General features: G+C 70.7%; 23 protein-coding genes. 5 read left to right on the forward strand and 18 right to left on the reverse strand.

All coding sequences use genetic code 11. The features are described 5' to 3' along the window. The 9 genes from PV363_RS03050 to rplS all read right to left on the reverse strand — a co-directional run. On the reverse strand, nt 1-698 hold a 698-nt coding region (locus PV363_RS03050), incomplete at its 3' end, for a site-specific integrase (protein ID WP_301021653.1). A gap of 47 nt (nt 699-745) precedes the next feature. After that, on the reverse strand, nt 746-1,978 hold the full coding sequence (gene dprA, locus PV363_RS03055) for a DNA-processing protein DprA (protein WP_220341292.1): 1,233 nt from the start codon (nt 1,976-1,978) through the stop codon (nt 746-748). Further along, nucleotides 1,975-3,543: a YifB family Mg chelatase-like AAA ATPase gene (locus PV363_RS03060; RefSeq protein WP_301021654.1), complete on the reverse strand. Its 1,569-nt coding sequence runs from the start codon at nt 3,541-3,543 to the stop codon at nt 1,975-1,977. The genes dprA and PV363_RS03060 overlap by 4 nt, the downstream gene beginning before the upstream one ends. After that, entirely contained in the window at nt 3,540-3,908 is a 369-nt protein-coding gene (locus PV363_RS03065) for a YraN family protein (RefSeq protein ID WP_220341291.1), read from the reverse strand. The genes PV363_RS03060 and PV363_RS03065 overlap by 4 nt, the downstream gene beginning before the upstream one ends. A 102-nt stretch (nt 3,909-4,010) precedes the next feature. Next, the gene (locus PV363_RS03070) at nt 4,011-4,319 is read right to left on the reverse strand and encodes a DUF2469 domain-containing protein (protein WP_220341290.1); all 309 of its coding nucleotides are present in this window, start codon (nt 4,317-4,319) and stop codon (nt 4,011-4,013) included. Between the two features lie 67 nt (nt 4,320-4,386). Next, entirely contained in the window at nt 4,387-5,256 is an 870-nt protein-coding gene (locus tag PV363_RS03075; RefSeq protein WP_301021655.1) for a ribonuclease HII, read from the reverse strand. A 22-nt stretch (nt 5,257-5,278) separates the two neighbouring features. Next, the gene (gene lepB, locus PV363_RS03080; RefSeq protein ID WP_220346927.1) at nt 5,279-5,986 is read right to left on the reverse strand and encodes a signal peptidase I; all 708 of its coding nucleotides are present in this window, start codon (nt 5,984-5,986) and stop codon (nt 5,279-5,281) included. A gap of 49 nt (nt 5,987-6,035) precedes the next feature. After that, nucleotides 6,036-6,809: a signal peptidase I gene (lepB, locus tag PV363_RS03085; RefSeq protein ID WP_255559259.1), complete on the reverse strand. Its 774-nt coding sequence runs from the start codon at nt 6,807-6,809 to the stop codon at nt 6,036-6,038. A 25-nt stretch (nt 6,810-6,834) separates the two neighbouring features. Next, nucleotides 6,835-7,185, reverse strand: a complete 351-nt coding sequence (gene rplS, locus PV363_RS03090; RefSeq protein WP_220341288.1) for a 50S ribosomal protein L19 — start codon at nt 7,183-7,185, stop codon at nt 6,835-6,837. A gap of 450 nt (nt 7,186-7,635) precedes the next feature. On the opposite strand from rplS, the gene PV363_RS03095 reads away from it, so the two are divergent. Beyond that, the gene (locus tag PV363_RS03095; protein WP_220341287.1) at nt 7,636-8,451 is read left to right on the forward strand and encodes a LuxR C-terminal-related transcriptional regulator; all 816 of its coding nucleotides are present in this window, start codon (nt 7,636-7,638) and stop codon (nt 8,449-8,451) included. A 3-nt stretch (nt 8,452-8,454) separates the two neighbouring features. Here PV363_RS03095 and trmD read toward each other — a convergent pair whose 3' ends face one another. Genes trmD through rpsP form a run of 4 tightly spaced genes read right to left on the reverse strand, consistent with a single transcriptional unit; the run spans nt 8,455 to nt 10,502 of the window. Continuing rightward, a complete protein-coding gene (trmD, locus tag PV363_RS03100; protein ID WP_255565896.1) occupies nt 8,455-9,177 on the reverse strand; it encodes a tRNA (guanosine(37)-N1)-methyltransferase TrmD in 723 nt (240 codons plus the stop codon). Continuing rightward, nucleotides 9,174-9,716, reverse strand: a complete 543-nt coding sequence (rimM, locus tag PV363_RS03105; RefSeq protein WP_301021656.1) for a ribosome maturation factor RimM — start codon at nt 9,714-9,716, stop codon at nt 9,174-9,176. The genes trmD and rimM overlap by 4 nt, the downstream gene beginning before the upstream one ends. Before the next feature lie 4 nt (nt 9,717-9,720). Further along, nucleotides 9,721-9,963 (reverse strand): RNA-binding protein, encoded by a 243-nt coding sequence (locus PV363_RS03110; RefSeq protein ID WP_220342460.1) that lies wholly within the window; start codon nt 9,961-9,963, stop codon nt 9,721-9,723. A gap of 8 nt (nt 9,964-9,971) precedes the next feature. After that, nucleotides 9,972-10,502, reverse strand: coding sequence for a 30S ribosomal protein S16 (gene rpsP / locus PV363_RS03115; RefSeq protein WP_220341285.1), 531 nt, complete (start codon nt 10,500-10,502; stop codon nt 9,972-9,974). Nucleotides 10,503-10,718: 216 nt separating this feature from the next. Between rpsP and PV363_RS03120 the strand changes: the two genes are divergently transcribed. After that, nucleotides 10,719-11,162, forward strand: coding sequence for an HIT family protein (locus tag PV363_RS03120; RefSeq protein ID WP_301021657.1), 444 nt, complete (start codon nt 10,719-10,721; stop codon nt 11,160-11,162). Between the two features lie 22 nt (nt 11,163-11,184). Here the strand turns inward: PV363_RS03120 and PV363_RS03125 are convergent, their stop codons facing one another. The 4 genes from PV363_RS03125 to PV363_RS03140 all read right to left on the reverse strand — a co-directional run bounded on the left by PV363_RS03125 (nt 11,185) and on the right by PV363_RS03140 (nt 16,832). Further along, nucleotides 11,185-13,101, reverse strand: a complete 1,917-nt coding sequence (locus tag PV363_RS03125; RefSeq protein WP_301021658.1) for an ABC transporter ATP-binding protein — start codon at nt 13,099-13,101, stop codon at nt 11,185-11,187. Next, nucleotides 13,098-14,831, reverse strand: a complete 1,734-nt coding sequence (locus PV363_RS03130) for an ABC transporter ATP-binding protein (RefSeq protein ID WP_220346924.1) — start codon at nt 14,829-14,831, stop codon at nt 13,098-13,100. Before PV363_RS03130 ends, PV363_RS03125 begins: the two co-directional genes overlap by 4 nt. 73 nt (nt 14,832-14,904) lie before the next feature. Beyond that, a complete protein-coding gene (locus PV363_RS03135) occupies nt 14,905-16,257 on the reverse strand; it encodes a gluconate:H+ symporter (RefSeq protein WP_220342459.1) in 1,353 nt (450 codons plus the stop codon). Nucleotides 16,258-16,301: 44 nt separating this feature from the next. Then, the gene (locus PV363_RS03140; RefSeq protein WP_220341281.1) at nt 16,302-16,832 is read right to left on the reverse strand and encodes a gluconokinase; all 531 of its coding nucleotides are present in this window, start codon (nt 16,830-16,832) and stop codon (nt 16,302-16,304) included. Nucleotides 16,833-16,976: 144 nt separating this feature from the next. Here PV363_RS03140 and PV363_RS03145 point away from each other — a divergent pair, with 144 nt between their 5' ends. Together PV363_RS03145 and PV363_RS03150 are read left to right on the forward strand one after the other, a co-directional pair. After that, on the forward strand, nt 16,977-18,284 hold the full coding sequence (locus PV363_RS03145) for a DUF4437 domain-containing protein (protein ID WP_301021659.1): 1,308 nt from the start codon (nt 16,977-16,979) through the stop codon (nt 18,282-18,284). Beyond that, on the forward strand, nt 18,281-19,021 hold the full coding sequence (locus PV363_RS03150) for a hypothetical protein (protein ID WP_220341279.1): 741 nt from the start codon (nt 18,281-18,283) through the stop codon (nt 19,019-19,021). The genes PV363_RS03145 and PV363_RS03150 overlap by 4 nt, the downstream gene beginning before the upstream one ends. 102 nt (nt 19,022-19,123) lie before the next feature. On the opposite strand, the gene PV363_RS03155 is transcribed toward PV363_RS03150, so the two are convergent. Next, a complete protein-coding gene (locus tag PV363_RS03155) occupies nt 19,124-19,981 on the reverse strand; it encodes a CoA ester lyase (protein ID WP_301021660.1) in 858 nt (285 codons plus the stop codon). A gap of 95 nt (nt 19,982-20,076) precedes the next feature. On the opposite strand from PV363_RS03155, the gene PV363_RS03160 reads away from it, so the two are divergent. Then, nucleotides 20,077-21,315, forward strand: coding sequence for a CoA transferase (locus PV363_RS03160; protein WP_255561176.1), 1,239 nt, complete (start codon nt 20,077-20,079; stop codon nt 21,313-21,315). Nucleotides 21,316-21,321 lie beyond the last annotated feature (6 nt).

Here is a 21,321-nt window from a genome sequence, read left to right on the forward strand (position 1 = left end):
GCGACCACCAGCTCCGGCCGGACCGTCAACCACCGGTCGACGGCGCGACCGGCCGGGCGACCGAACGGCACGCTGCGTTCCTTGTCGCCCTTGCCGATGACCCGCACCACGTCGCGCGAACGGTCGACGTCGTCGATGTCGAGCCCGCACAGCTCGCCGACCCGGATGCCGGTCGCGTAGAGGAGCTCGAGGACCGCCACGTCGCGCACCGCGACGGGGTCGGAGTCCGACGGGTGCGCAGGTCGTGGAGCGCCCGCCTCCGCCTCGTCGGCGCCGCCCGGACCTCCGGTGGCGACCGCGGCGGCCGAGTCGAGGAGGGCGCGCACCTCGTCCTGGCGGAGGACGCCGGGCAGCTCGCGGTGCCGCTTGGGGTTGACCAGCAACGCGCCGGCGTCCTGGTCGGCGCGACCGGTGCGCACCAGCCACGCCGTGAAGCGACGGACGGCTGCCGCCCGACGCGCCAGCGTGCTCCGGGCTCGGCCGCGGACCTGCTGTGCGGCAAGGAAGCTCCGCAGCGACCTCAGCTCGAGCAACGCCGGATCGCGGACGCCGAGCGCCTCCGCATGGGCGGCCAGCAGGTCGAGGTCGCCGGCGTACGCGCGCACCGTGTGCTCGCTCAGCCCACGCTCGGAGCGCAGATGCCGCGTGTAGGCCTCGAGGGCGTCGGTCCAGGCAGGACTGCGGTCGGTCGTGGCCATGACCCGAGTGTGACGGTGGGTCGCGTGACCTCCAAGCGGGCACGCCGTCACCGGTCCTGGTCCCCGGCGGCAGGGTCTCCGGCCCTCTCGCCCGCGCCATCGCCGGCGCGCGCGAGGTCGGCGCGCCGCGCAAGGTGCCATCCCCGACCCGACGGCCGGACGAATCCGCTTCGCTCCAGATGGTCGAGTGCTGCGGCGACCGCCTCCGGGGACGCACCGGCATGCCAGGCGATCTCGTCGGTGGTCCGGGGTCCCTGCGCAGGCAGGGCCTCGATCACGGCCCGTGACGTCGGGTCGAGACCGTCCCAGACGGTCGCTGGTGCCGACGGTGGGGTGGCGTCACGACGCCCGAGCACGTCGAGGTCCTCGAGAACCTCCGCGCCGTTGGTGACGAGCACGGCACGACCCTCGCGGATCGCCTGGTGCACGCCGACCGACGACTGGTGCGCCACCGGGCCGGGCACGGCCATGGTGAGCCGACCGAGCTCGTTGGCCCAGCTCAGCGTGTTGAGCGCTCCGCTGCGTCGCGCCGCCTCGACGACGACGGTGCCTTGGGTGAGACCTGCGATGATCCGGTTGCGCGTGAGGAACCGCGACCGGGTGGGAGTCGCGCCGGGAGGATGCTCGCTCACCAGCAGCCCGGACTCGGAGATCGCGCGCAGCAGGCTCGCGTGGGCACGGGGGTAGTCGATGTCGAGGCCGCAGGCCAGGACCGCGACCGTTGGCCCGCCGAGGGCCAGCGCACCACGGTGCGCCGCTGCGTCGATGCCGAACGCCGCCCCGCTCACCACCGCTGTCCCGGCGTCCACGAGGTCGGCCGCCAGGTCCCCCGCCACGTCACGGCCGTAGGTCGTCGCGTCGCGCGCTCCCACGACGGCAGCCGACCGAGCGGTCAGGTCGTCGAGACGGCCCCGGCCGCGGACCCAGAGGCCGAGCGGGCGCCCGACGACCCCCGACACGGCACCGACCTGATCGAGGTCGTCCAACCGCTCCGGCCAGCCTGCATCCCCGGGGCAGACCCAGCGCAGCCCGGCACCGCGCGCGACGGTGACTGTTGCCTCGAGCCGCGTGTCGAGTGCGACGGCACGAGCACGCCAGGCTTCCGGTGTCCCCGCGTCTGCGGACGTCACTGCGGCCAGCAGCTCCGTCGGCGTGCGCTCGAGCAGGCCGGCGGCCAGCCTCGGATCACCGGGCTCGGCCACCAGGCTCAGCCCGAGGCGGGCGCGCCGCTCGTCTCGCCGACCACGGGGCGACACGCCGTCCTGCTCTGTCGCAGTCACGCGGTCACCCGCTCCCACAGGGAGCCCTCGGGTGTGGTGCCGCGCCGCAGCGCCGTCGCCGTCTCCAGGTCGTCGTCGTCGGGTGCCGGCCGTTGTCGCAGGTCGGCCACCGTCCACGCGACCCGGAGAAGGCGGTCGGCCGTCCGGGCGTTGACCGTCCCCGCCCGGACCAGCCGACCGACAGCCACCACGAGACGTGTCGGGGTCGGGAGGTCACGACGTAGCGCAGCGCCGGGCACGTCGGCGTTGGTCCGCCACGGCGTGTCCTCGAGCCGTCGACGCTGACGGTCTCTCGCCTCGACGACCCGTTGCGCGACGACCTTCGACGACTCGGGCTGCTCCGCACCCGGTCCGTAGTGGTGGGCCGAGACAGGACCGACCTCGCGCTGGAGGTCGATACGGTCGCGGACCGGTGCGGACAGACGCTCGCCGTAGCGTCGTTTGACCACCGCGCTGCACTCGCACAGCTCACCGGTCCGCCGACCGCACGGACACGGGTTGGCAGCGAGGACCAGCAGGAACCGTGCCGGGAACTCCGCGGTCTGGACCGCACGGGACACGGTCACGCGCCCGCTCTCGAGCGGTTGACGCAGGCCGTCGATCACGTCGCGACGAAACTCCGGGGCCTCGTCGAGGAACAGCACCCCGTGGTGCGCCAGCGACATCGCACCAGGCCTCACGGTGCGGCTCCCTCCCCCGACCAGCGCCGCCGCCGACGCCGTGTGGTGGGGGTCGACGAACGGAGGTCGACGCAGCAGCGGCGCGTCGGGAGAGAGCATCCCCCCGACCGAGTAGACGGCGCTCGTCTCCATCGCCTGCTCGTCGTCGAGGTCCGGCAACAGGGACGGGAGTCGCTGCGCGAGCATGGTCTTGCCGACCCCTGGCGGACCCGAGAGGAGCAGGTGGTGGGCACCCGCCGCCGCCACGACGAGGGCAGCACGCGCGTCGTCCTGCCCCGCGACGTCGGCGAGGTCGAGCCCCTCGAACCGGTCCGGGCGCGCCGCTTCACCGGGCACCAGGGCGTCGACCGGAGGGTCGTCCGGAGGATCCTCGCCGCGGAGCAGCGCGGCGGTCTGACGCAGCGACCGCACGCCGAGCACCCGCGCGCCCGCGACGACGGAGGCCTCGGCAGCGTTGGACTCCGGAACGATGACGAGCCCGCAGCCTGCTGCCACCGCCGCGGCGGTCGCCGGCAGGACGCCCGCAACGGCACGCAGCCGCCCGTCCAGTCCGAGCTCACCGAGCACGGCCGCGCTCGCGAGCCTCTCCTGGGGCACGTGCCCTTGGCTGGCGAGGACGGCGAGCGCGATGCCGAGGTCGAAGTGGGAGCCCGCCTTGGGGAGCCAGGCAGGTGACAGGTTGATGGTGACCTTGGTGTCGGGCCACGCGAACCGGCTGTTGGCGATGGCGGCACGGCAACGATCACGGGACTCCGCGAGCGAGGCGTCCGGCAACCCGACCAGCGTCGTCCGGGGCAGCCCGGGGCTCACGTCGACCTCGATGTCGATGACCCGGCCCCGCATCCCCTCCAGCGACACCGACATGGTCCGGCCCAGGCCCGTCACGCCGCCCCCACCACGTGCGTGACCTCGGCCGCTCCACGCGCGGGGACGACGACCGCGACGACGTCGATGCGCACGAGTCCGGCACCGGGCTGGTGCTCGGACAGGTAGACGCCCGCGAGACGCCGGAGGCGTGCTGCCTTCTGGGGGGTCACGGCCTCCAGCGGGGTCCCGTACGCGGCGCTCCGGCGGGTCTTGACCTCACAGAAGACGAGCGCGTCGTCGTCCTGGGCGACGATGTCGATCTCACCCCACCGGCACCGCCAGTTGCGGTCGATGACCCGCATGCCTTGGGCACGCAGATAGTCGGCCGCGACGTTCTCGCCGTGCACCCCGACCGCGCGCCGCTGCTCATAGCTCGATGCCATGTCGCCACCTCCACGGACAAGGTGGCGCCTTCCGGCACGACCGGGACGCGCGTCATCCGCGCCTGGGGACGAGCACCGTCTGTGGACAGACGGCCGCCACGCCTAGCCCTTCGGTGGCTCGAAGTCCGAGGTCGCCAGCTCCTCGACGTTGACGTCCTTGAACGTGAGGACCTTGACGTTCTTCGCGAACCGGGCGGGGCGATAGATGTCCCACACCCACGCGTCGGTCATCGTCACCTCGAAGTAGGCGTCACCCGTCTCCGAACGCACCTTCACGTCCACGGCGTTGCACAGGTAGAAGCGGCGGTCCGTCTCGACCACGTAGGTGAAGATGCCGACGACGTCGCGGTACTCGCGGTAGAGCGCGAGCTCCATCTCCGCCTCGTACCGCTCGAGATCCTCCGCGCTCATCGTCCTCCCTCGGTCGGGACCGTCCCTGCGAAACTACCGCGTACGGCGTCCGCCGCGCGCGGTCCGTTCACGCGTGGCGCTCTGCCGACCGCTCCTCGGGACCGATCAGGCCGCCCTCGGGAGCGACCGACGACCACCAGAGGTCGTCTGTCTGCGACGCGACGGCATCGCTCTCCTCCGCAGCGGCTTCCTCGACCTCGAGGCCCCACTCGTCCGTCATGCCGGGCGGGAGCGCCTCACCCAGCGCTGCCGCCGGGCCGGCACCGTCCGCGATCAAGCCCGGCAACCGCCAGGAGACGCGGTGGTGCGGCGTCGGGCCCAAAGAGGCGAGCGCCGCGATGTGCTCCGGGGCGGCGTACCCCTTGTTGTCCGCCCATCCGTACTCGGGATGCTCCTCGGCGAGGGCCACCATGATCGCGTCCCGAGCCGTCTTGGCGAGGACGCTCGCGGCGGCGACCGCCGCGCAGCGCATGTCGGCCTTGATCATCGTCACCACCGGAGGCACCCGCTCGACCACCTGCGGCGGCCCATAGAGGCTGGTCTGCTCGGGCGGCGTGAGGTAGTCGTGGTTGCCGTCCAGCAGCACGGAGTCCGGTGCGACGTCGAGCTGGGCGAGGGCACGATGACCCGCCAGTCGGAGCGCAGCGATGATCCCGAACTCGTCGATCTCGTTCGGGGTCGCATGGCCGACGCCGTGCGACGGTGCCCACCGCTTGATCCGTGGCACGAGGCGGCGACGCGCCTCGGCAGTGAGGAGCTTGCTGTCGCGCACGCCCTGAGGAGCGGTCTTCGTCGACTCGGTCACGACGACCATCGCCACGGTCACCGGGCCGCACAGCGCGCCTCGGCCGACCTCGTCGCTGCACGCCAGAGAGGTCAACCCGCCGCGCAGCATACGTCGCTCGATCCGCAGCGACGGCGGTGCCGCCGAGCTCACGCGTCGCCCTGGGGCCATCGGCTCAGCCGGCGTCGGGGACGTTCTTGAACGGCTCGTTGTCCGAGCCGCCGGAGCCGGCACGACTCAACGGCCACACGATCCCCCACGACTTGCCCACCACGGCGTCGGTCTTGACGAACCCGCCACCGGGACCGCCCATGTGGGCACGCGAGTCCTGGGAGTTGTCGCGGTTGTCACCCATCAGCCACAGCCGCCCCTCGGGCACCTTCACCCTGAAGCGCTGGCTCGCGGTGGCCTTGGGGTTCTTGACGTAAGGCTCATCGATCGAGGTGCCGTTGACCTGGAGCCGTCCCTGGGCGTCGCAGCAGACGACCGTGTCGCCGCCCACGCCGATGACGCGCTTCACGAGCTGGCCGCCCGACGGATAGAGCCCGAAGATCGACAGCGCCTTCTGCACCGGCCCGAGGTCCTCCTCGACCTGGGGACCGAGCCAGTCACCGGGGTCGTCGAACACGACCACGTCACCACGCTCGGGCTCGCCCGTCCAATAGCTGACCTTCTGGACGAGGATGCGGTCGTCGATCTGGAGGGTGTCCTCCATCGACCCCGAGGGGATCCAGAACGCTTGGACGAGGAAGGTCTTGACGACCAGGGCCAGCACCAGCGCCACGACGACCAGCAAGATCGTCTCCTGCCACAGCGGGAGCGGCTTGCGCTTCTGCCGGGCAGGGCGTTCGGCGGCCTTCGCGGCCTGATCGTGGGATGTCACACCGACAGCGTAGCCGGGCGCCCTCGCGTGACGGAGGTGCCGGGGCGCCTCAGTCGAGCGAGGCGAAGGACTCAGGATCGTGGAGGACGGACCGGTCCTTCCAGGGCCAGACCACGAAGGCGACCTTGCCGACGACGTTGCCGTCAGGCACGAATCCGCCCCCCGCCTCGTCGACGTGGGCGCGCGAGTCTGCGGAGTTGCCGCGGTTGTCGCCCATCACCCAGAGGTGCTCCGCGGGCACGGTCACGCTGAAGGGCGTACGGCCGGTCGCCGTCACGTCCTTGACGTACGGCTCCTCGATCGCGACGCCGTTGACCTCGATCCGTCCGGCCGTGTCGCAGCACTTGACGGTGTCGCCACCGACGCCGATCACGCGCTTGACGAGGTGGCCGCCCGACGGGAACAGGCCGGCCGAGGAGAGAAGCTTCTGGGCTGCGTTCGAGGATCCGTGGACCTCTCCCGCACTCAGCCAGCCGCCGGGATCCTCGAAGACGACGACCTCGCCGCGGCGGGCCTCACGCCCCCAGTACGACACCTTCTGGACGACGATCCGGTCCTGGACGCCGCCCGCGTTCCCGGTCAGCGTCGGCTCCATCGACTCCGACGGGACGTAGAACGTCTGGAGGAAGAGCGACTTCACGATCAACGACAGCAGGAGCGCGGCGAGGAGCAGCGCGACGATCTCCATCCAGAGTGGGATCCGTCGATCGCCCCATCGCGCCGCGCCGAGCCAGCGACGCGCCGGACCCCCCGCCGAGCGGAGTGCCCGGTGCGTCCCTCGTACTTCGTCGTCGGCACGGCCGACGACCGGCTCGTCACGCATGGTCCACAGTCCCCCCCGAGACTGCTCAGGCCTCGCGCTTCTCCTTGATCTTGGCCGCCTTGCCCCGCAGGTTGCGCAGGTAGTACAGCTTGGCGCGGCGCACGTCGCCGCGGCTCACGATCTCGATCCGGTCGATGATCGGGGTGTGGAGGGGGAAGGTGCGCTCGACGCCGACACCGAAGCTCACCTTGCGGACGGTGAACGTACGTCCGACGCCCGAGCCCTGCACGCGGATCGCCACTCCCTGGAACACCTGCACGCGGGAGCGGTTGCCCTCGATCACCTTGACGTGGACCTTGAGGGTGTCCCCGGCGCGGAATGCGGGGACATCGTCACGGAGCGACTCGCTCGCGACGGCATCGACTACGTTGGTCATCTCAACTCTTCCTCGTCGGTGCCACAGGTCACCCACGGAATGCGTGGTGTGAATGCTTCAGAACGGTGCTGCGACACGTCGCGTGCGACGGTCCTCGCGGCTCGAGACCCCTGTGGCAGCAGAGCCCAGCACCGACCTCCCAGTCTGCCACACCGCCGTCAGCGTCCGTTAATCGGCCGACGGCAGCGCCCAGGACCGCCGTCCTCTCGGCATCACCCCCGCCGACGCCGGCGAACTGCGGTCCTGGGCTCTGGTGCGAGCGTAGGTCTCCGAAGTGGACCGGCGGAATACGCAGTGGTACGTACGCACGGGCCTCTGGCGAGACAGGCCGGAGCCTGGTGTCACATCGGCGCCACGGTGGCGACGTTCAGTCCTCGACCACGGGGCGACGTTCTCACCGCCGTTCGCTAGGCTCGCCGCACAGGCCCAGTCGAGGAAGGACGGGGAGCGATGCCCGACGCCGCACAGTGGATCGGAGTCGCCGCGGACGTCCTGACCGGCGACGACCTCTGCGCTGCGCGGCAGCGGCTCACCGACCACCTCCTCCACGAGTTCGGCGCCAGTGCCGGAGCACGGGTCGAGCTCGACGCGCCGACCGGCACACTGACGCTCCACGGCTTCCCCGGAGACATCGCCTTCGACACCGAGCGCTGGCCGTACGGGCTGGTGACGCTGACGCGCACACACCCTCTCGTCCTGCACTACGTACGCACCGGCTCGCTCGAGCCGGAGGTTCTCCTGCAGCCAGGCGAGAGCACGCGGACCCTCCCCACCGTGCTCGTCAACCTGCTCGACTCGGTCGGCATCGGCCTGCACCAGCTCGTGCTGCCGCTCCGCAACGAGGTCGGAGTCGGCATCGAGGCATACGTCCTCGTCCGCGACGACCCCTTCCCGCGATGGTCACTCCCGCGTGCCCGCGCGCTGCACGCCCTCGTCCGCGGGCTCGACCAGCACCTTCGGCTCCGGGTCGCCGCGCCCGAGGTGGCCGAGCCCACCAGCGACGACGCCGGCCTCACCCCGCGCGAACGCACCATCTTGGCGATGCTGGCGGAGAGCCGCACCGCCGAGTCGATCGGACGAAGCCTGGGGATCTCGGTCCGGACGGTGCACAAGCACCTCGAGAACGTCTACCGCAAGCTCGGCGTGAGCGACCGGGTGGCCGCCGTGACAGCTGCCCAGCGGCGCGGACTGTTCCCCGGCGCCGGCACGGTCGCGGTGATCCGCGAGCGCACACCCCGCGGCGGCGAGGTCTCCAGCATCGGCTGAGGATCAGCCGTCGTCGCCGGCGAGCAGGTCGGGCCGCCGGAGCGTGGTGCGCGCCTCTGCCTGCGCGCGCCGCCACGCGGCGATGCGGGCGTGGTCGCCGGACAACAGGATCGACGGGACCTCGTGGTCGCGCCACACCGCGGGCTTGGTGTAGACGGGGTACTCGAGCAGACCGTCGGACCCGTGGGACTCCTCCGCCAGCGACTCCGGGTTGCCCATGAATCCCGGGAGCAGGCGGATGACGGCCTCGATGACCGCGAGTGCCGCGACCTCGCCGCCGTTGACGACGAAGTCGCCCAGCGAGATCTCCTCGACGGGCATCCGGTCGGCAGCCCAGTCGATCACCCGCTGGTCGATGCCCTCGTATCGTCCGCAGGCGAACGCGAGCCAGGGCTCGCGCGCGAGGCGTTCGGCGTCGGCCTGCTTGAACGGCCGTCCCGAGGGGGTCGGGACGAGAAGGCGGGGTGTGCTGGCGGGCCCCTCCTCCGCGGATCCGGCGGCCAGGAGACCGTCGAGCGCCTCGCCCCACGGCTCGGGTCGCATCACCATCCCTGCGCCACCGCCGTACGGCGTGTCGTCGGTCGAGCGGTGCCGGTCGTGCGCGTGCTCACGAAGGTCGTGCACGTGAAGGTCGAGCAGGCCACGCTGCTGCGCCTTGCCCGGCAGCGACAGCGACAGCGGCGCGAGGTAGTCGGGGAAGATCGTGACGACGTCGATGCGCATCATTGCGGGCCGGCGTCCTCGGCCTGCTCAGGGTCGAGCAGACCCGCCACCTCGGTCACCTGGACGACCCCTGCCTCGAGGTCGACCTCGGGGACCAGGGCGGCGACGAACGGGACGAGCACCTCGGTGCCGTCGAGGCGCTCCACGGCGAGCATGTCCTGGCCGGGCAGGTGCAGCACCTGGTTGACCGTTCCGCGCTCGACCCCACCCGACAGGACGCGCAGGCCCTCGAGCTGGTGGTCGTAGAACTCCTCGGGGTCGTCCGGACGCTCCGTCTCGTCCACGTCGGCGATGATCTGCGCCCCCCGGAGCGCCTCAGCGGCCGTGCGGTCGGGCACGGCGTCGAACATCACCAGGAGCCTGCCCTGGTGCGGACGAGTGCTCCGGATGGACATGCTCTGGTCGGCACCACCGGACCGCGGACGCAGCACGACCGACGAGCCCGGGGCGAAACGCCTCTCGGGCTCGTCGGTCGTCAGGTCGATGCTGACCTCACCGCGGATGCCGTGCGCCCGGCCGACCCGGCCGACGACGATCTCCACCGGATCAGCGACGCCGGTCGACGTCGACGAAGTCGATGCGCGCACCGCCGCTGCCGGCGAGAGCGCCGGCGACGGTCCGGATCGCCGTGGCCGTGCGGCCCTGGCGCCCGATGACCTTGCCGAGGTCCTCGGGGTGGACTCGCACCTCGAAGAGCGTGCCGCGGCGAAGCTGCTTCGGGGTGACGTCGACCTCGTCCGGGTGGTCGACGATGCCGCCGACCAGGTGCTCGATCACTTCGCCCACCATCACGGTGATCAGGCCTCCGAGGACTCGGAGGTCTCGGTGGACTCGGCAGCCGCCGGCTCCTCGGCCTTCTTGGCAGACTCGTCGGCCTTGGCGGCCTTCTCGTCGCCCTTGGCGGCCTTCTCGTCGCCCTTGGCAGCCTTCTTGGCCGGCGCCTTCTTGGCCGCGGCCTTCTTGGTCACGGCCTCGGTGCCGGGCTCGCCGTGGACGGCCTTGAGCGCCTCGTTGAAGACCTCGGCCTTGTCACGCTTCGGCTCGGCGAGCTTGACCGTCGACTCGGCGGTCTCGCCCTTGGACCGCTGGAGGTCACCGGTGAGCTTGAGCAGCGCGGTCACGGCCTCGCTCGGCTGAGCGCCGACGCCGAGCCAGTACTGGGCACGGTCGGAGTCGATCGTGATGATCGAGGGATCGGCCTTGGGGTTGTAGGTGCCGATCTCCTCGATGACGCGTCCGTCGCGCTTGGTGCGCGCGTCGGCGACGACGACTCGGTAGAACGGCGTGCGGATCTTGCCCATCCGCTTAAGACGAATCTTGACGGCCACGGGTGTGGTGTCTCCTCAATGAACGTGGTGTGGTGATCCAGCCGCCACCGTGTGGGGAACGGGGCCGCCTGATCGTGGATCCGAACGCGTCCGAATGAGAGGGTCCAGACGCGAGACGGAATCGCCGTCCATTGTGCCAGACCGCGTCCCACGGCTCCAACTCGCGGCACCGTCGAGACGATCCGTGCTCGGTGCGCGTACGGCACACTGCTCCGTATGAGCACGCTCTTCACCAAGATCATCGCCGGAGAGATCCCGGGACGCTTCGTGTGGGCCGACGACGAGGTGGTCGCCTTCCTCAGCATCGGGCCGATCCGCCAGGGCCACACCCTCGTGGTCCCGCGCGCGGAGGTCGACCACTGGATCGACGCCGAGGACGTGCTGCTCGCACGGCTGACCTCCGTGGCGAAGCGGATCGGCGCTGCCCAGCAGGCGGAGTGGGACAGTCCACGGGTCGGCACGATGATCGCCGGCTTCGAGATCCCCCACCTCCACGTCCACGTCTGGCCGGTGTGGGACCTCGACGACTTCAGCTTCGCCGCCGTGGACCCCGACCCGCCCGCCGCCTCCCTCGACGAGGCCGCGGAGCGGCTGCGCGCCCGCCTCGTCGCCCAGGGACAGGGCGCCCACGTGCCGGAGGACGTGTCGTCGGCCGGCTGACTCCGCCGCCGACGCCTCGGGGTCAGATCTCCGCGCCGGCGAACTGCGCCTGGTAGAGCCGCGCGTAGGCGCCGCCCGTGGCGACGAGCTCGTCGTGCGTGCCCTGCTCCACGATCCGGCCCTGCTCCATCACCACGATGCGGCTCGCGTCGCGGATGGTGGAGAGGCGGTGCGCGATCACGAAGCTGGTCCGCCCCGAGCGGAGCTGCTCCATCGCCTGCTGCACCAACGCCTCGGTCCGGGTGTCGACGGAGCTGGTCGCCTCGTCGAGCACCAGGATCGACGGGTCGGCGAGGAACGCGCGTGCGATCGTGAGCAGCTGCCGCTGGCCCGCGCTGAGGTTCCCCCCGTCGTCGTCGATCACGGTGTCGTAGCCGTCGGGCAGCGTGCGCACGAAGTGGTCGACGTAAGCCGCCTGTGCCGCCGCGACGATCTGCTCCTCGGTCGCCCCCTCCGCGCCGTAGGCGATGTTGTCGCGGATCGTCCCGTGGAAGACCCACGCGTCCTGCAGCACGACGCCGAAGTTTGCACGGAGCACGTCGCGGTCCATCGCCCGGATGTCCATCCCGTCCAGCGTGATGCGACCACCGTCGACGTCGTAGAACCGCAGGGCGAGATTGGTCAGGGTCGTCTTGCCGGCACCGGTCGGGCCGACGATGGCGACGGTCTGACCCGGCTCGGCGACCAGGTCGAGGTGCTCGATCAAGGGAGACTCGGGGTCGTACGAGAACGAGACGTCCTCGAAGGCGACCCGTCCGCTCACGGCCTGCGGCGCCAGCGCGTCCGGTGCGTCGGGGACCTCCTCGGTCTCGTCGAGGAGCTCGAACACCCGCTCCGCCGAGGCGACCCCGGACTGGAGCAGGTTGATCATCGACGCGACCTGCGTGAGCGGCTGGGTGAACTGGCGCGAGTACTGGATGAACGCCTGGACGTCGCCGACGGTGATCGCCCCCGTCCCGACCTTCACCGCACCCATCACGGCGATCGCGACGTAGTTGACGTTGGACACGAACATCATCACCGGCTGGATGAGGCCGGAGACGAACTGCGCGCGGAAGCCGGCGTCGTACACCCGCTCGTTGGCGGCGTCGAACTCCAGTCGCGCCTGCTCCTGGCGGCCGAAGACCTTGACGACCTCGTGGCCGGTGAAGTTCTCCTCCACGTGACCGTTGAGCCGCCCGGTGGCAGCCCACTGCGCGACGAACTGCGGCTGGGAGCGCTTCGCGACGCCGCCCGCGACGACGACGGCGATCGGGATCGTCACGACGGCCACCAGCGTCAGCACCGGTGAGATCGTCAGCATCATCACCAGCACTCCCACGACGGTGAGGAGCGAGACGAGCAGCTGGCTGATCGTCTGCTGGAGGGACTGGGCGATGTTGTCCAGGTCGTTGGTGACCCGCGAGAGGATCTCCCCTCGCGGACGCGAGTCGAAGTAGGACAGGGGCAGCCGGCCGATCTTGTCCTCGACCTCGCCACGCATACCGGCGACCGTCCGCTGCACGAGCCGGGTCGTCATCACGCCCTGGACGTACATGAAGATCGAGGACAGCACATAGATGCCCAGGAGGCCGACGAGGATCCATCCGAGCGCGTCGAAGTCGATGCCCTGGCCCGGCTGGAGGTCCATGGTCTGGACCATGTCGGCGACGCGGTCGTCACCCTTCGCCCTCAGGTCCTCGACGACCTGCTCTTTGGAGGCGCCCTCCGGGAGACCGCTGGCGATGTAGCCGTCGAACACGATGTCGGTGGCGAGCCCGAGGATGCGCGGCCCGATCACGCTGAGGGCCACCCCGATGACGGCGAGGACGGCGATCGCGCCCGAGCTCACACGGTCGCGGACGAGTGTCGCGAGCAGACGACGGGCTGACGACCCGAAGGACTTGGCACGTTCCGGCGCTCGCGCGCCCAGCATGGGGCCGGGGCCACGGGCGCTCATGCCGCCTCCTGCGCTGTCAGCTGGGAGAGGACGATCTCGCGATAGGTCTCGCAGGTGTCCATCAGGTCGGCGTGCGTGCCCGTCCCCACGACCCGGCCCTGGTCGAGGACGACGATGCGGTCGGCGTCGCGGATCGTGCTGACTCGCTGCGCGACCACGATCACGGCCGCGTCGGCGGTGACCGTCCGCAAGGCGCGCCTCAGCGCGGCGTCGGTGGCGAAGTCGAGCGCGGAGAAGGAGTCGTCGAAGAGATAGACGAGCGGGCGGCTCACCACGGCTCGCGCGATCGCGAGGCGCTGCCGCTGGCCGCCGGACACGTTGGTCCCACCCTGCGCGATGGGCGCGTTCAGCCCCTCGGGCATCGCGCGGACGAAGTCGTCGGCCTGCGCGATCTCCAACGCCTCCCACAGCTGCTCGTCGGTGGCCTCGGGGCTGCCCATGCGGAGGTTGGTCGCCACGGTGCCCGAGAAGAGGAACGCGCGCTGCGGCACCAGTCCCATCGCCTCCCAGACCCGCGGGAGGACGCGGTCACGGACGTCGACTCCGTCGAGCAGCACCCGCCCGTCGGTCACGTCGAAGAGCCGCGGGATCAGGTTCAGCAGCGTCGACTTGCCGCTGCCGGTGGACCCGATGATCGCCGTCGTCTCCCCGGGGCGCGCGACCAGGTCGACGTCGCAGAGCACCGGCTCCTCCGCCTCGGGGTAGCTGAAGCCGACCCCGGCGAGCTCGACCTGCCCGGTGACGACGGGCGACGCGTCGGCGTCGGGGGCGCTGACGACGGTGGGATCGGTGCTGAGGACCTCCTGGACGCGGTCGGCCGAGACCTCGGCTCTCGGCAGCATGACGAACATGAAGGTCGCCATCATGACGGCCATCAGGATCTGGACCAGGTAGGTGAGGTACGCGGTGAGCGTCCCGACCTCGAGCGTGCCGTCGGCCACGCGGTGCCCGCCGAACCACAGCACGGCCACGCTGGAGGCGTTCATCACCAGCATGACGGTGGGGAACATCAGGGCCATCCACTGACCGGCCCTGATCGCGACGTCGCGGTACTCGGCGTTGGCGACGGCGAAGCGCTCCCGCTCGTAGCCGCCCTTCACGAAGGCGCGGATGACCTGGATCCCCATGATCTGCTCGCGCAGGATCCGGTTGATGACGTCGATCTTGCCCTGCATCTGCTGGAAGTACGGACGCATCTTGACGATGATGATGCCGACGGCGACGACCAGGAGCGGGATCACGACCGCGATCAGCCAGGAGAGCCCGAGGTCTTGACGCAGGGCCATCACGATGCCGCCGACGCACATGATGGGCGCGGCGACCAGCATCACGAACACCATGAAGGTGACCATCTGGATCTGCTGCACGTCGTTGGTGCTGCGCGTGATCAGGGTCGGAGCTCCGAACCGGGAGACCTCCTGCGCGGCGAACGACTCGACCTTGCGGAAGACCGACTCACGCAGGTCGCGACCGAAGGCCATCGCCGTACGGGCGCCGAAGTAGACGGCGACGATCGAGCACACCACCTGGACGCAGGTGACGAGCAGCATGATGCCGCCGAGGCGGAGGATGTAGCCGGTGTCGCCGTTGACGATGCCCTTGTCGATGATGTCGGCGTTGAGGCCCGGCAGATAGAGGTTGGCCAGCGTGGAGACCAGCTGGAAGAGGAGCACGAGCGCGATCGCGCCGCGGTACGGACGCAGGTACGTCCGTGCGAGGGTCCAGAGCACGGCTTGACGGTACCGCCGACGTGGTTGCGACCCACACCGAAATACGCGGGTTTCGCTCCCGGCGTACTGCGGCTCAGACCACCACGTTGAGGAGCAGGACGACGACGAGGCCGGAGACGGACAGAACCGTCTCCATCAACGACCACGACTTGATCGTCTGTCCGACCGACATGCCGAAGTACTCCTTGATCAGCCAGAAGCCGGCGTCGTTGACGTGGGAGAAGAACACCGAGCCTGCCCCGATCGCCAGCACCAGCAGCGACACGTCCCCCTGCGCCATGCCCTCGGTCAGCGGGACCATGATCCCTGCGGCGGTGATCGTCGCGACGGTCGCGGATCCCGTCGCGAGGCGGATCAGGACCGCGACCAGCCACGCCACCAGCAGCACGGAGATGCCGGAGTCGGTGACGAAGTCGGCGATGACCTCCGCGATCCCGGTGTCGATCAGCACCTGCTTGAAGCCGCCGCCCGCACCGACGATCAGGATGATCCCGGCGATCGGGGGCAGTGACGCCCCGATGCTCGCGCTGATGCCATCACGGTCCATGCCCGAGCCGACGCCGAGCGTGAAGATCGCCACCAGCACGGCGACGAGCAGCGCGACGAGCGGCTCGCCGACGAAGTCCATGAAGGCGTACGGCAGCCCGTCCTCGTCGAGGAGCAGGTCGGCGACCGCCTTGGCCATCATCAGCACCACCGGGAGGAGCACCGTGGCGAGCGTGACCGCGAACGACGGCCGGCGGGCGCCCTCGGTGTCGCGGGACGCCTCGAACTGGGCGCCCTCGGCGTGCACCTCGCCCACCCAGCGCTCGGCGAGCCTGGTGAACAGCGGGCCGGCGACCACGATCGTCGGGATCGCGACGAGGATCCCGAGGCCGAGCGTGAGGCCGACCTCCGCGCTCAGCACGTCGATCGCGGCGAGCGGACCGGGGTGCGGTGGCACGAAGCCGTGCATCGCCGAGAGACCGGCGAGGGTCGGGAGGCCGACGGTGATCAGGGAGAGGCCGGTGCGCCTGGCGACGAGGTAGATCACCGGCATCAGCAGGACGAGGCCGATCTCGAAGAACATCGGCAGGCCGATGATGGCGCCGATCGTGGCCATCGCCCACGGCAGCATCCGCGGGCTCGCACGGCCGACGATCGTGTCGACGATCTGGTCGGCACCACCGGAGTCCGCGAGGAGCTTGCCGAACATCGCGCCCAGGGCGATCAGCACGCCGACACCGGCGACGGTCGAGCCGACACCCGCGGTGAAGCTCTCCAGCGTGTCGGCCAACGGCATGGTCGCGACGGCACCGACCGTCAGCGATCCGAGCGTGAGCGCGAGGAACGGGTGCACCTTCAGCCACACGATCAGGACGACGATCAGCCCGATACCGATCAGCGCCGCGGTGACGAGCTGGGCGGTGCCGGCGGCGGGGGTCACCGCCTCCTGGGCACCGACGAGACCGAAGAGTCCCCCGGGGCCGGTCACAGCCGTCGCTCCTGCGCCTGCACCGCCTCGACGCGGCCGAGGAACGTGTCGACGATCTCGGCCGGCGGCGGCGCGATGTCGAGCACCTCCCCGTTCTCGTCGGGCTGCAGCGGCTCGAGCGTGTCCTCCTGCGACTGCAGCAAGGAGACCGGCATGAAGTGGTCACGGCGCTCCATCCGCTCCCGGATCAGCGCATGGTCACCGGCGAGGTGGAGGAAGGTCGCACGCGGCGCCGAGTCGACGATGACGTCGCGGTAGGCCCGTCGCAGCGCCGAGCAGCTCACCACCGCCCCGCGGCTGTCGTGCTCGTGGAGCCACACCCCGATCGCCTGCAGCCACGGCCACCGGTCCTCGTCGGTGAGCGGTGTCCCGGCGGACATCTTGGCGACGTTCGACTCCGAGTGGAACGCGTCGCCGTCCTCGTACGGGACGTCCAGACGCTCAGCGAGCTTGTGTCCGATCTCCGACTTCCCGACGCCGGAGATTCCCATCACCACCACGAGAGGGGGCGGGGTCAGCTGGCTCATGGTGCACCTCCTGCCCGCGAGCGTGGCACGGCTCGCGGCGCTCTGCCGATCGAGGGGATCGCGCGGTCTCACCGATCCCTCTATCCAGCGCTCCGGCCGGCAGATATCGTATATTCTGAAATCCACTTCACCCAGGAGGCACCCGTGCGACCCCACGTCGAGCTGATCCAAGAGGACGACTACGTCTGGCACGCCGCCGAGCTGCCCGGCGGCGAGGGTCGGGCGAGCGAACGCCGTCTCTCCGTCGACGAGGAGGACGGCTCCTGCTCGCTGCGCGTCGACTTCCACACCGACTGGGGACGCGGTCCGGGGATCCACCACGCGAACACCGAGTACTACGTGCTCGAGGGCCAGATGACCTACGGCGACCAGGTGATCGGCAAGGGCGGGTACGTCTACGCGCCGCGCGGCGTCCCGGTCGAGTCCATCCGCTTCGCCGAGGGCACGAGGATGCTGCACTACCGGGAGTACGGCGACGCCGGCTTCGACCCGGTCGACTCCCCCGCCGCCCCTCGCTGGGACGACGCCCGCGAGGACGTCATCGTGGTCGACTCCGAGGCGATGACGTGGGACGCCGTCCCCAACCCCGGGCCGATGCCGGGCCTCTTCATCAAGTACCTCCATGTCGACCCGGTCACCGGCTTCTACACCCGGCTGGTGCACGCGCAGGAGGGCTGGGCGGACCACCGTCTCGCCCACCACCCCTGCTACGAGGAGGCGTACACGACCCAGGGCCACATGGAGTACAACTTCGGCACCCTCGACCTCGGGACCTACTTCTTCCGCCCCGCGCGCGTCAAGCACGGCCACTTCACCACCATGGAGGGCGGCGCCACCTGGCTGCTGCGCTCCGACGGCGAGCTCGCCAACTGGTACACGCAGAACGAGTGGGTGCGCTGGGGCGGCGAAGGAGTCAACTACGGTCCCGAGGGCCTCGACGAGAAGCCGCACCCCGCCGCCCGCTGGGCGCACTCGACGCACGACATGGCGGAGCCGTGGCGTACCGACGAGGACATGCGTCAGCTGACCGCGTCGTGGCAGTTCCAGAAGGACCAGGGTCAGTACGACGCTCCCGTCGCGCACCACGGCTCGGGCGCGGACAAGTCCGCCATCGCGATCGCGAAGGCGCTGGACGCCTACAACCTGCAGGGCGGCCACGGCGGGCACGACCACACGCACTCGCACGACCACGACCACGACCACGACGACGCGCACTCGCACGAGCACGAGCACGACCACGACTCCGCCGAGGCCCCCCGCGAGGTCATCAACCTCGACTGGGGCTGGGCAGGCAGGGCGACCGAGCACGCCGACGAGCGCACGGACGCGCAGGCGCACAACTGGGGCGCGGGCCGCGTCTGGAAGCCGGGCGACCCGATCCCCGCGCCCATCCTGTCGAGCATGCCGGTCCGCAGCCGGTCGCGCGGTCGCTGGGACGGAGACGGGATGTGACCGATCCGCTGGCCGCCGTCGAAGCGGTGCACGGGTTCAACGGCTACAGCGCGGCGATCCTCCTCCACATCGTGCTGTTCGCCTACTGGCTGGGTGGAGACCTCGGCGTCTTCTACTCCAGCCGCTACATCCTGCGCGAGGACCTCGCCCCGCAGTCACGTGCCACAGCGCTCAAGATCATGCACGGGGTGGACCTGGCACCGCGGATCTGTCTCGTGCTGTTCCTGCCCAGCGGTGTGACCTTGATGGCGTGGGGGCCGCTCGGTGACGAGTTCTTCGTCAACGGGGTCCTTCTCGCACTCTTGTGGGTCGCGTCGCTCGTCTGGCTGGCGATCGCGGTGTACGACTACTTCCGTGACACCGCGACCCGCTTCGGCCAGGTGATCCAGAAGCTGGACCTGGTCGTCCGGTACGGCCTGGGCGCGACCTTGCTCGCGATCGGCGGCTACACGATCGTCGCCAGCGAGCCGTTCGGGGTCGACACCAACCCCAAGTGGCTGGGTGCGAAGCTCGCCGCCTACGCGCTCTGCATCCTGGCGGGTGTCCTCATCCGCTGGAAGCTGCGATCGTTCGGGCCTGCCTTCGGCCGTCTCATGGCGACCGGGTCGACCCCCGAGGTCGAGCGTGACCTTCGTGCGTCGCTGCGCGGGTGCGAGCCGTACGTCTTCGCGATCTGGGGATTCGTGCTCCTCGCCGCCGTGCTCGGCGTGATCAAGCCTGGCTCGACCGCGTACTGAGAGCGCACCCGAGCCCGCGTGCCAGGAGGAGAAGACATGGTCGTCGAGCATGTCTCCCCTGCGCGCGCGGGCCGGGTCGCGGCGGGAGCGACAGGCCCTCCGTCAGCGCGCGAGCGCGATGACGGCTCGCGCGCGGCGGACGACCGCCTCGTCGACCATCCGGCCGTCCGGTCCGATCACGACGCCACGCCCCTGCGCCACCGCCTCGTCGAAGACGGCGACCAGCGTCCTGGCCCGGTCGAGCGTCGCCGCGGTGGGAGTGAAGACCTCGTTGGCGACGGCGACCTGCGCCGGATGGATGCAGGCGCGGCCGACGTACCCGCGGCGGGCGAGCGCACGCGTCGTCGCGGCGAAGCGGTCCAGGTCGCGGAAGTCGGTCGATACCGGGGCCACCGGGGCATTGATGCCGGCGGCCGCGCTGACCACGACGACCTGGCTGCGGATCGGCGCCCAGTCGGCCTCGTCAGCGTCCTCGCCCAACCCGAGATCAGCACCCAGGTCGGCCTCGCCGACCTGGAGGCGGACGACGCGGGGGGACGCCGCGATCGCCCGAGCGTCGAGGAGGGCGGTTGCCGACTCGAGCAGCGGGACCACTCCGATGGAGCCCGGCTCGAGTCCCGCCGCGCTCTCCGCCCGGGTCAGCGCTCCGTCGACCATCTCGAGCTCGGCGCAGGTCTCGGTCTTCGCGACCATGACGCCGGTGAGTCCCGGGGCGACGACGGCCTCGACGTCCTCGATCCCGAGGGGCCCCGGGTTGATCCGGACCCACACCTCGACGCCCGAGGAGTCGCCGCGCAACGACGTGAGCCACTCGGCGACGGTGGCGCGGGCGGAGTCCTTCGCCCCCCACGGCACCGCGTCCTCGAGATCGACGATCACGGCGTCGGCCCCCCGGTCCAGCACCTTCGCGAGCTTGTCGGGTGCGTTGCCGGGGACGTAGAGGTACGAGCGAGCGATCACAGGAGACTCCGCCTAGTGGAACGATGTTTCACAGCACGCTATCGCACGGCCACCGGCACGTTGACCCATGACGGGCGCGCGCTTACGATTCCGGAATGGCGTTTCGCACAATGGAACAAGTAGACCCCCACGGCTCGATGAGCGATGGACCGCTGACCGGCGTCCGCGTCCTCGACGCGTCGACGATCCTCGCGGGGCCCCTGTGCTGCCAGATACTCGGCGACTTCGGCGCCGAGGTGGTCAAGATCGAGCACCCCACCGCCGGCGACAGCATGCGCGGCCACGGCGAGAGCAAGGACGGCACACCACTGTGGTGGAAGGAGATCGCCCGCAACAAGCAGACGGTGGGCCTCAGCCTGTCGGCTCCCGAGGGCGCTGAGCTCTTCGCGCGGCTGGCCGCGACCGCCGACGTGGTCGTCGAGAACTTCCGGCCCGGCACCCTCGAACGCTGGGGCCTCTCCCCCGAGCGCCTGCTCGAGGCGAACCCCGGACTGGTCGTCGCCCGGATCACCGGGTTCGGCCAGCGCGGCCCGTACGCCGCTCGCGCCGGGTTCGGCACGCTCGCGGAGGCGATGAGCGGGTTCGCCCACCTCACGGGCCAGCCCGACGGACCGCCCACCCTTCCCGCGTTCGGCCTCGCCGACTCCATCTGCGGGATCGCGGCCTCGTCGGCCGTGGTGATGGCACTGCTCGCCCGGGAACGCAACGGCGGCCACGGGCAGGTCGTCGACCTGAGCCTCCTCGAGCCGATCATGACCGCCGTCGGCCCAGGCCCCACCGTCTTCCAGCAGCTCGGCAAGGTCGGGACTCGCAACGGCAACCGCTCGCACAACAACGCGCCACGCAACACCTACCGCACCGCCGACGGCCACTGGGTCGCCATCTCCACCAGTGCCCAGGCCATCGCCGAGCGGGTGATGCGTCTGGTCGGTCACCCCGAGGTGATCGACGAGCCGTGGTTCGCAGCGGGCCACAGCCGCGCCCTCCACGCCGACCTGCTCGACGGCTACGTCGGGGACTGGATCCTCGCCCGCACGCGTGACGACGTCGTCAGCGCGTTCACCGACGCCGGTGCCGCCGTCGCCCCGGTCTACTCCGCGCGCGACCTCGCGCACGACCCCCACGTCCGCGAGACGGAGATGCTGCTCGAGGTCGAGGACGAGGACCTCGGACCCGTCCTCCAGCACAACGTGATGTGGCGGATGTCGGAGACCCCCGGTCGCATCCGCTTCACCGGTCGCGACCACGGCGCCGACACCGACACGCTGCTGAGCGACCTGGGTGTCGACGCCGACACCCTCGCCGACCTCCGTACCCGCAACATCATCTGCTGATCGTGA

Origin of the sequence: Mumia sp., assembly GCF_028803055.1 — a bacterium.
In the GTDB taxonomy this organism is placed as follows: Bacteria; Actinomycetota; Actinomycetes; order Propionibacteriales; family Nocardioidaceae; genus Mumia.

Coding starts and splice junctions, on each gene's coding strand:
- PV363_RS03125 (WP_301021658.1), bottom strand. CDS start 13,101: ATGAGCGCCCGTGGCCCCGGCCCCATGCTGGGCGCGCGAGCGCCGGAA.
- PV363_RS03095 (WP_220341287.1), top strand. CDS start 7,636: ATGCCCGACGCCGCACAGTGGATCGGAGTCGCCGCGGACGTCCTGACC.
- lepB (WP_255559259.1), bottom strand. CDS start 6,809: ATGCGTGACGAGCCGGTCGTCGGCCGTGCCGACGACGAAGTACGAGGG.
- PV363_RS03160 (WP_255561176.1), top strand. CDS start 20,077: ATGGCGTTTCGCACAATGGAACAAGTAGACCCCCACGGCTCGATGAGC.
- PV363_RS03065 (WP_220341291.1), bottom strand. CDS start 3,908: ATGGCATCGAGCTATGAGCAGCGGCGCGCGGTCGGGGTGCACGGCGAG.
- PV363_RS03120 (WP_301021657.1), top strand. CDS start 10,719: ATGAGCACGCTCTTCACCAAGATCATCGCCGGAGAGATCCCGGGACGC.
- PV363_RS03070 (WP_220341290.1), bottom strand. CDS start 4,319: ATGAGCGCGGAGGATCTCGAGCGGTACGAGGCGGAGATGGAGCTCGCG.
- PV363_RS03140 (WP_220341281.1), bottom strand. CDS start 16,832: ATGAGCCAGCTGACCCCGCCCCCTCTCGTGGTGGTGATGGGAATCTCC.
- rplS (WP_220341288.1), bottom strand. CDS start 7,185: ATGACCAACGTAGTCGATGCCGTCGCGAGCGAGTCGCTCCGTGACGAT.
- trmD (WP_255565896.1), bottom strand. CDS start 9,177: ATGATGCGCATCGACGTCGTCACGATCTTCCCCGACTACCTCGCGCCG.
- PV363_RS03110 (WP_220342460.1), bottom strand. CDS start 9,963: ATGGTGGGCGAAGTGATCGAGCACCTGGTCGGCGGCATCGTCGACCAC.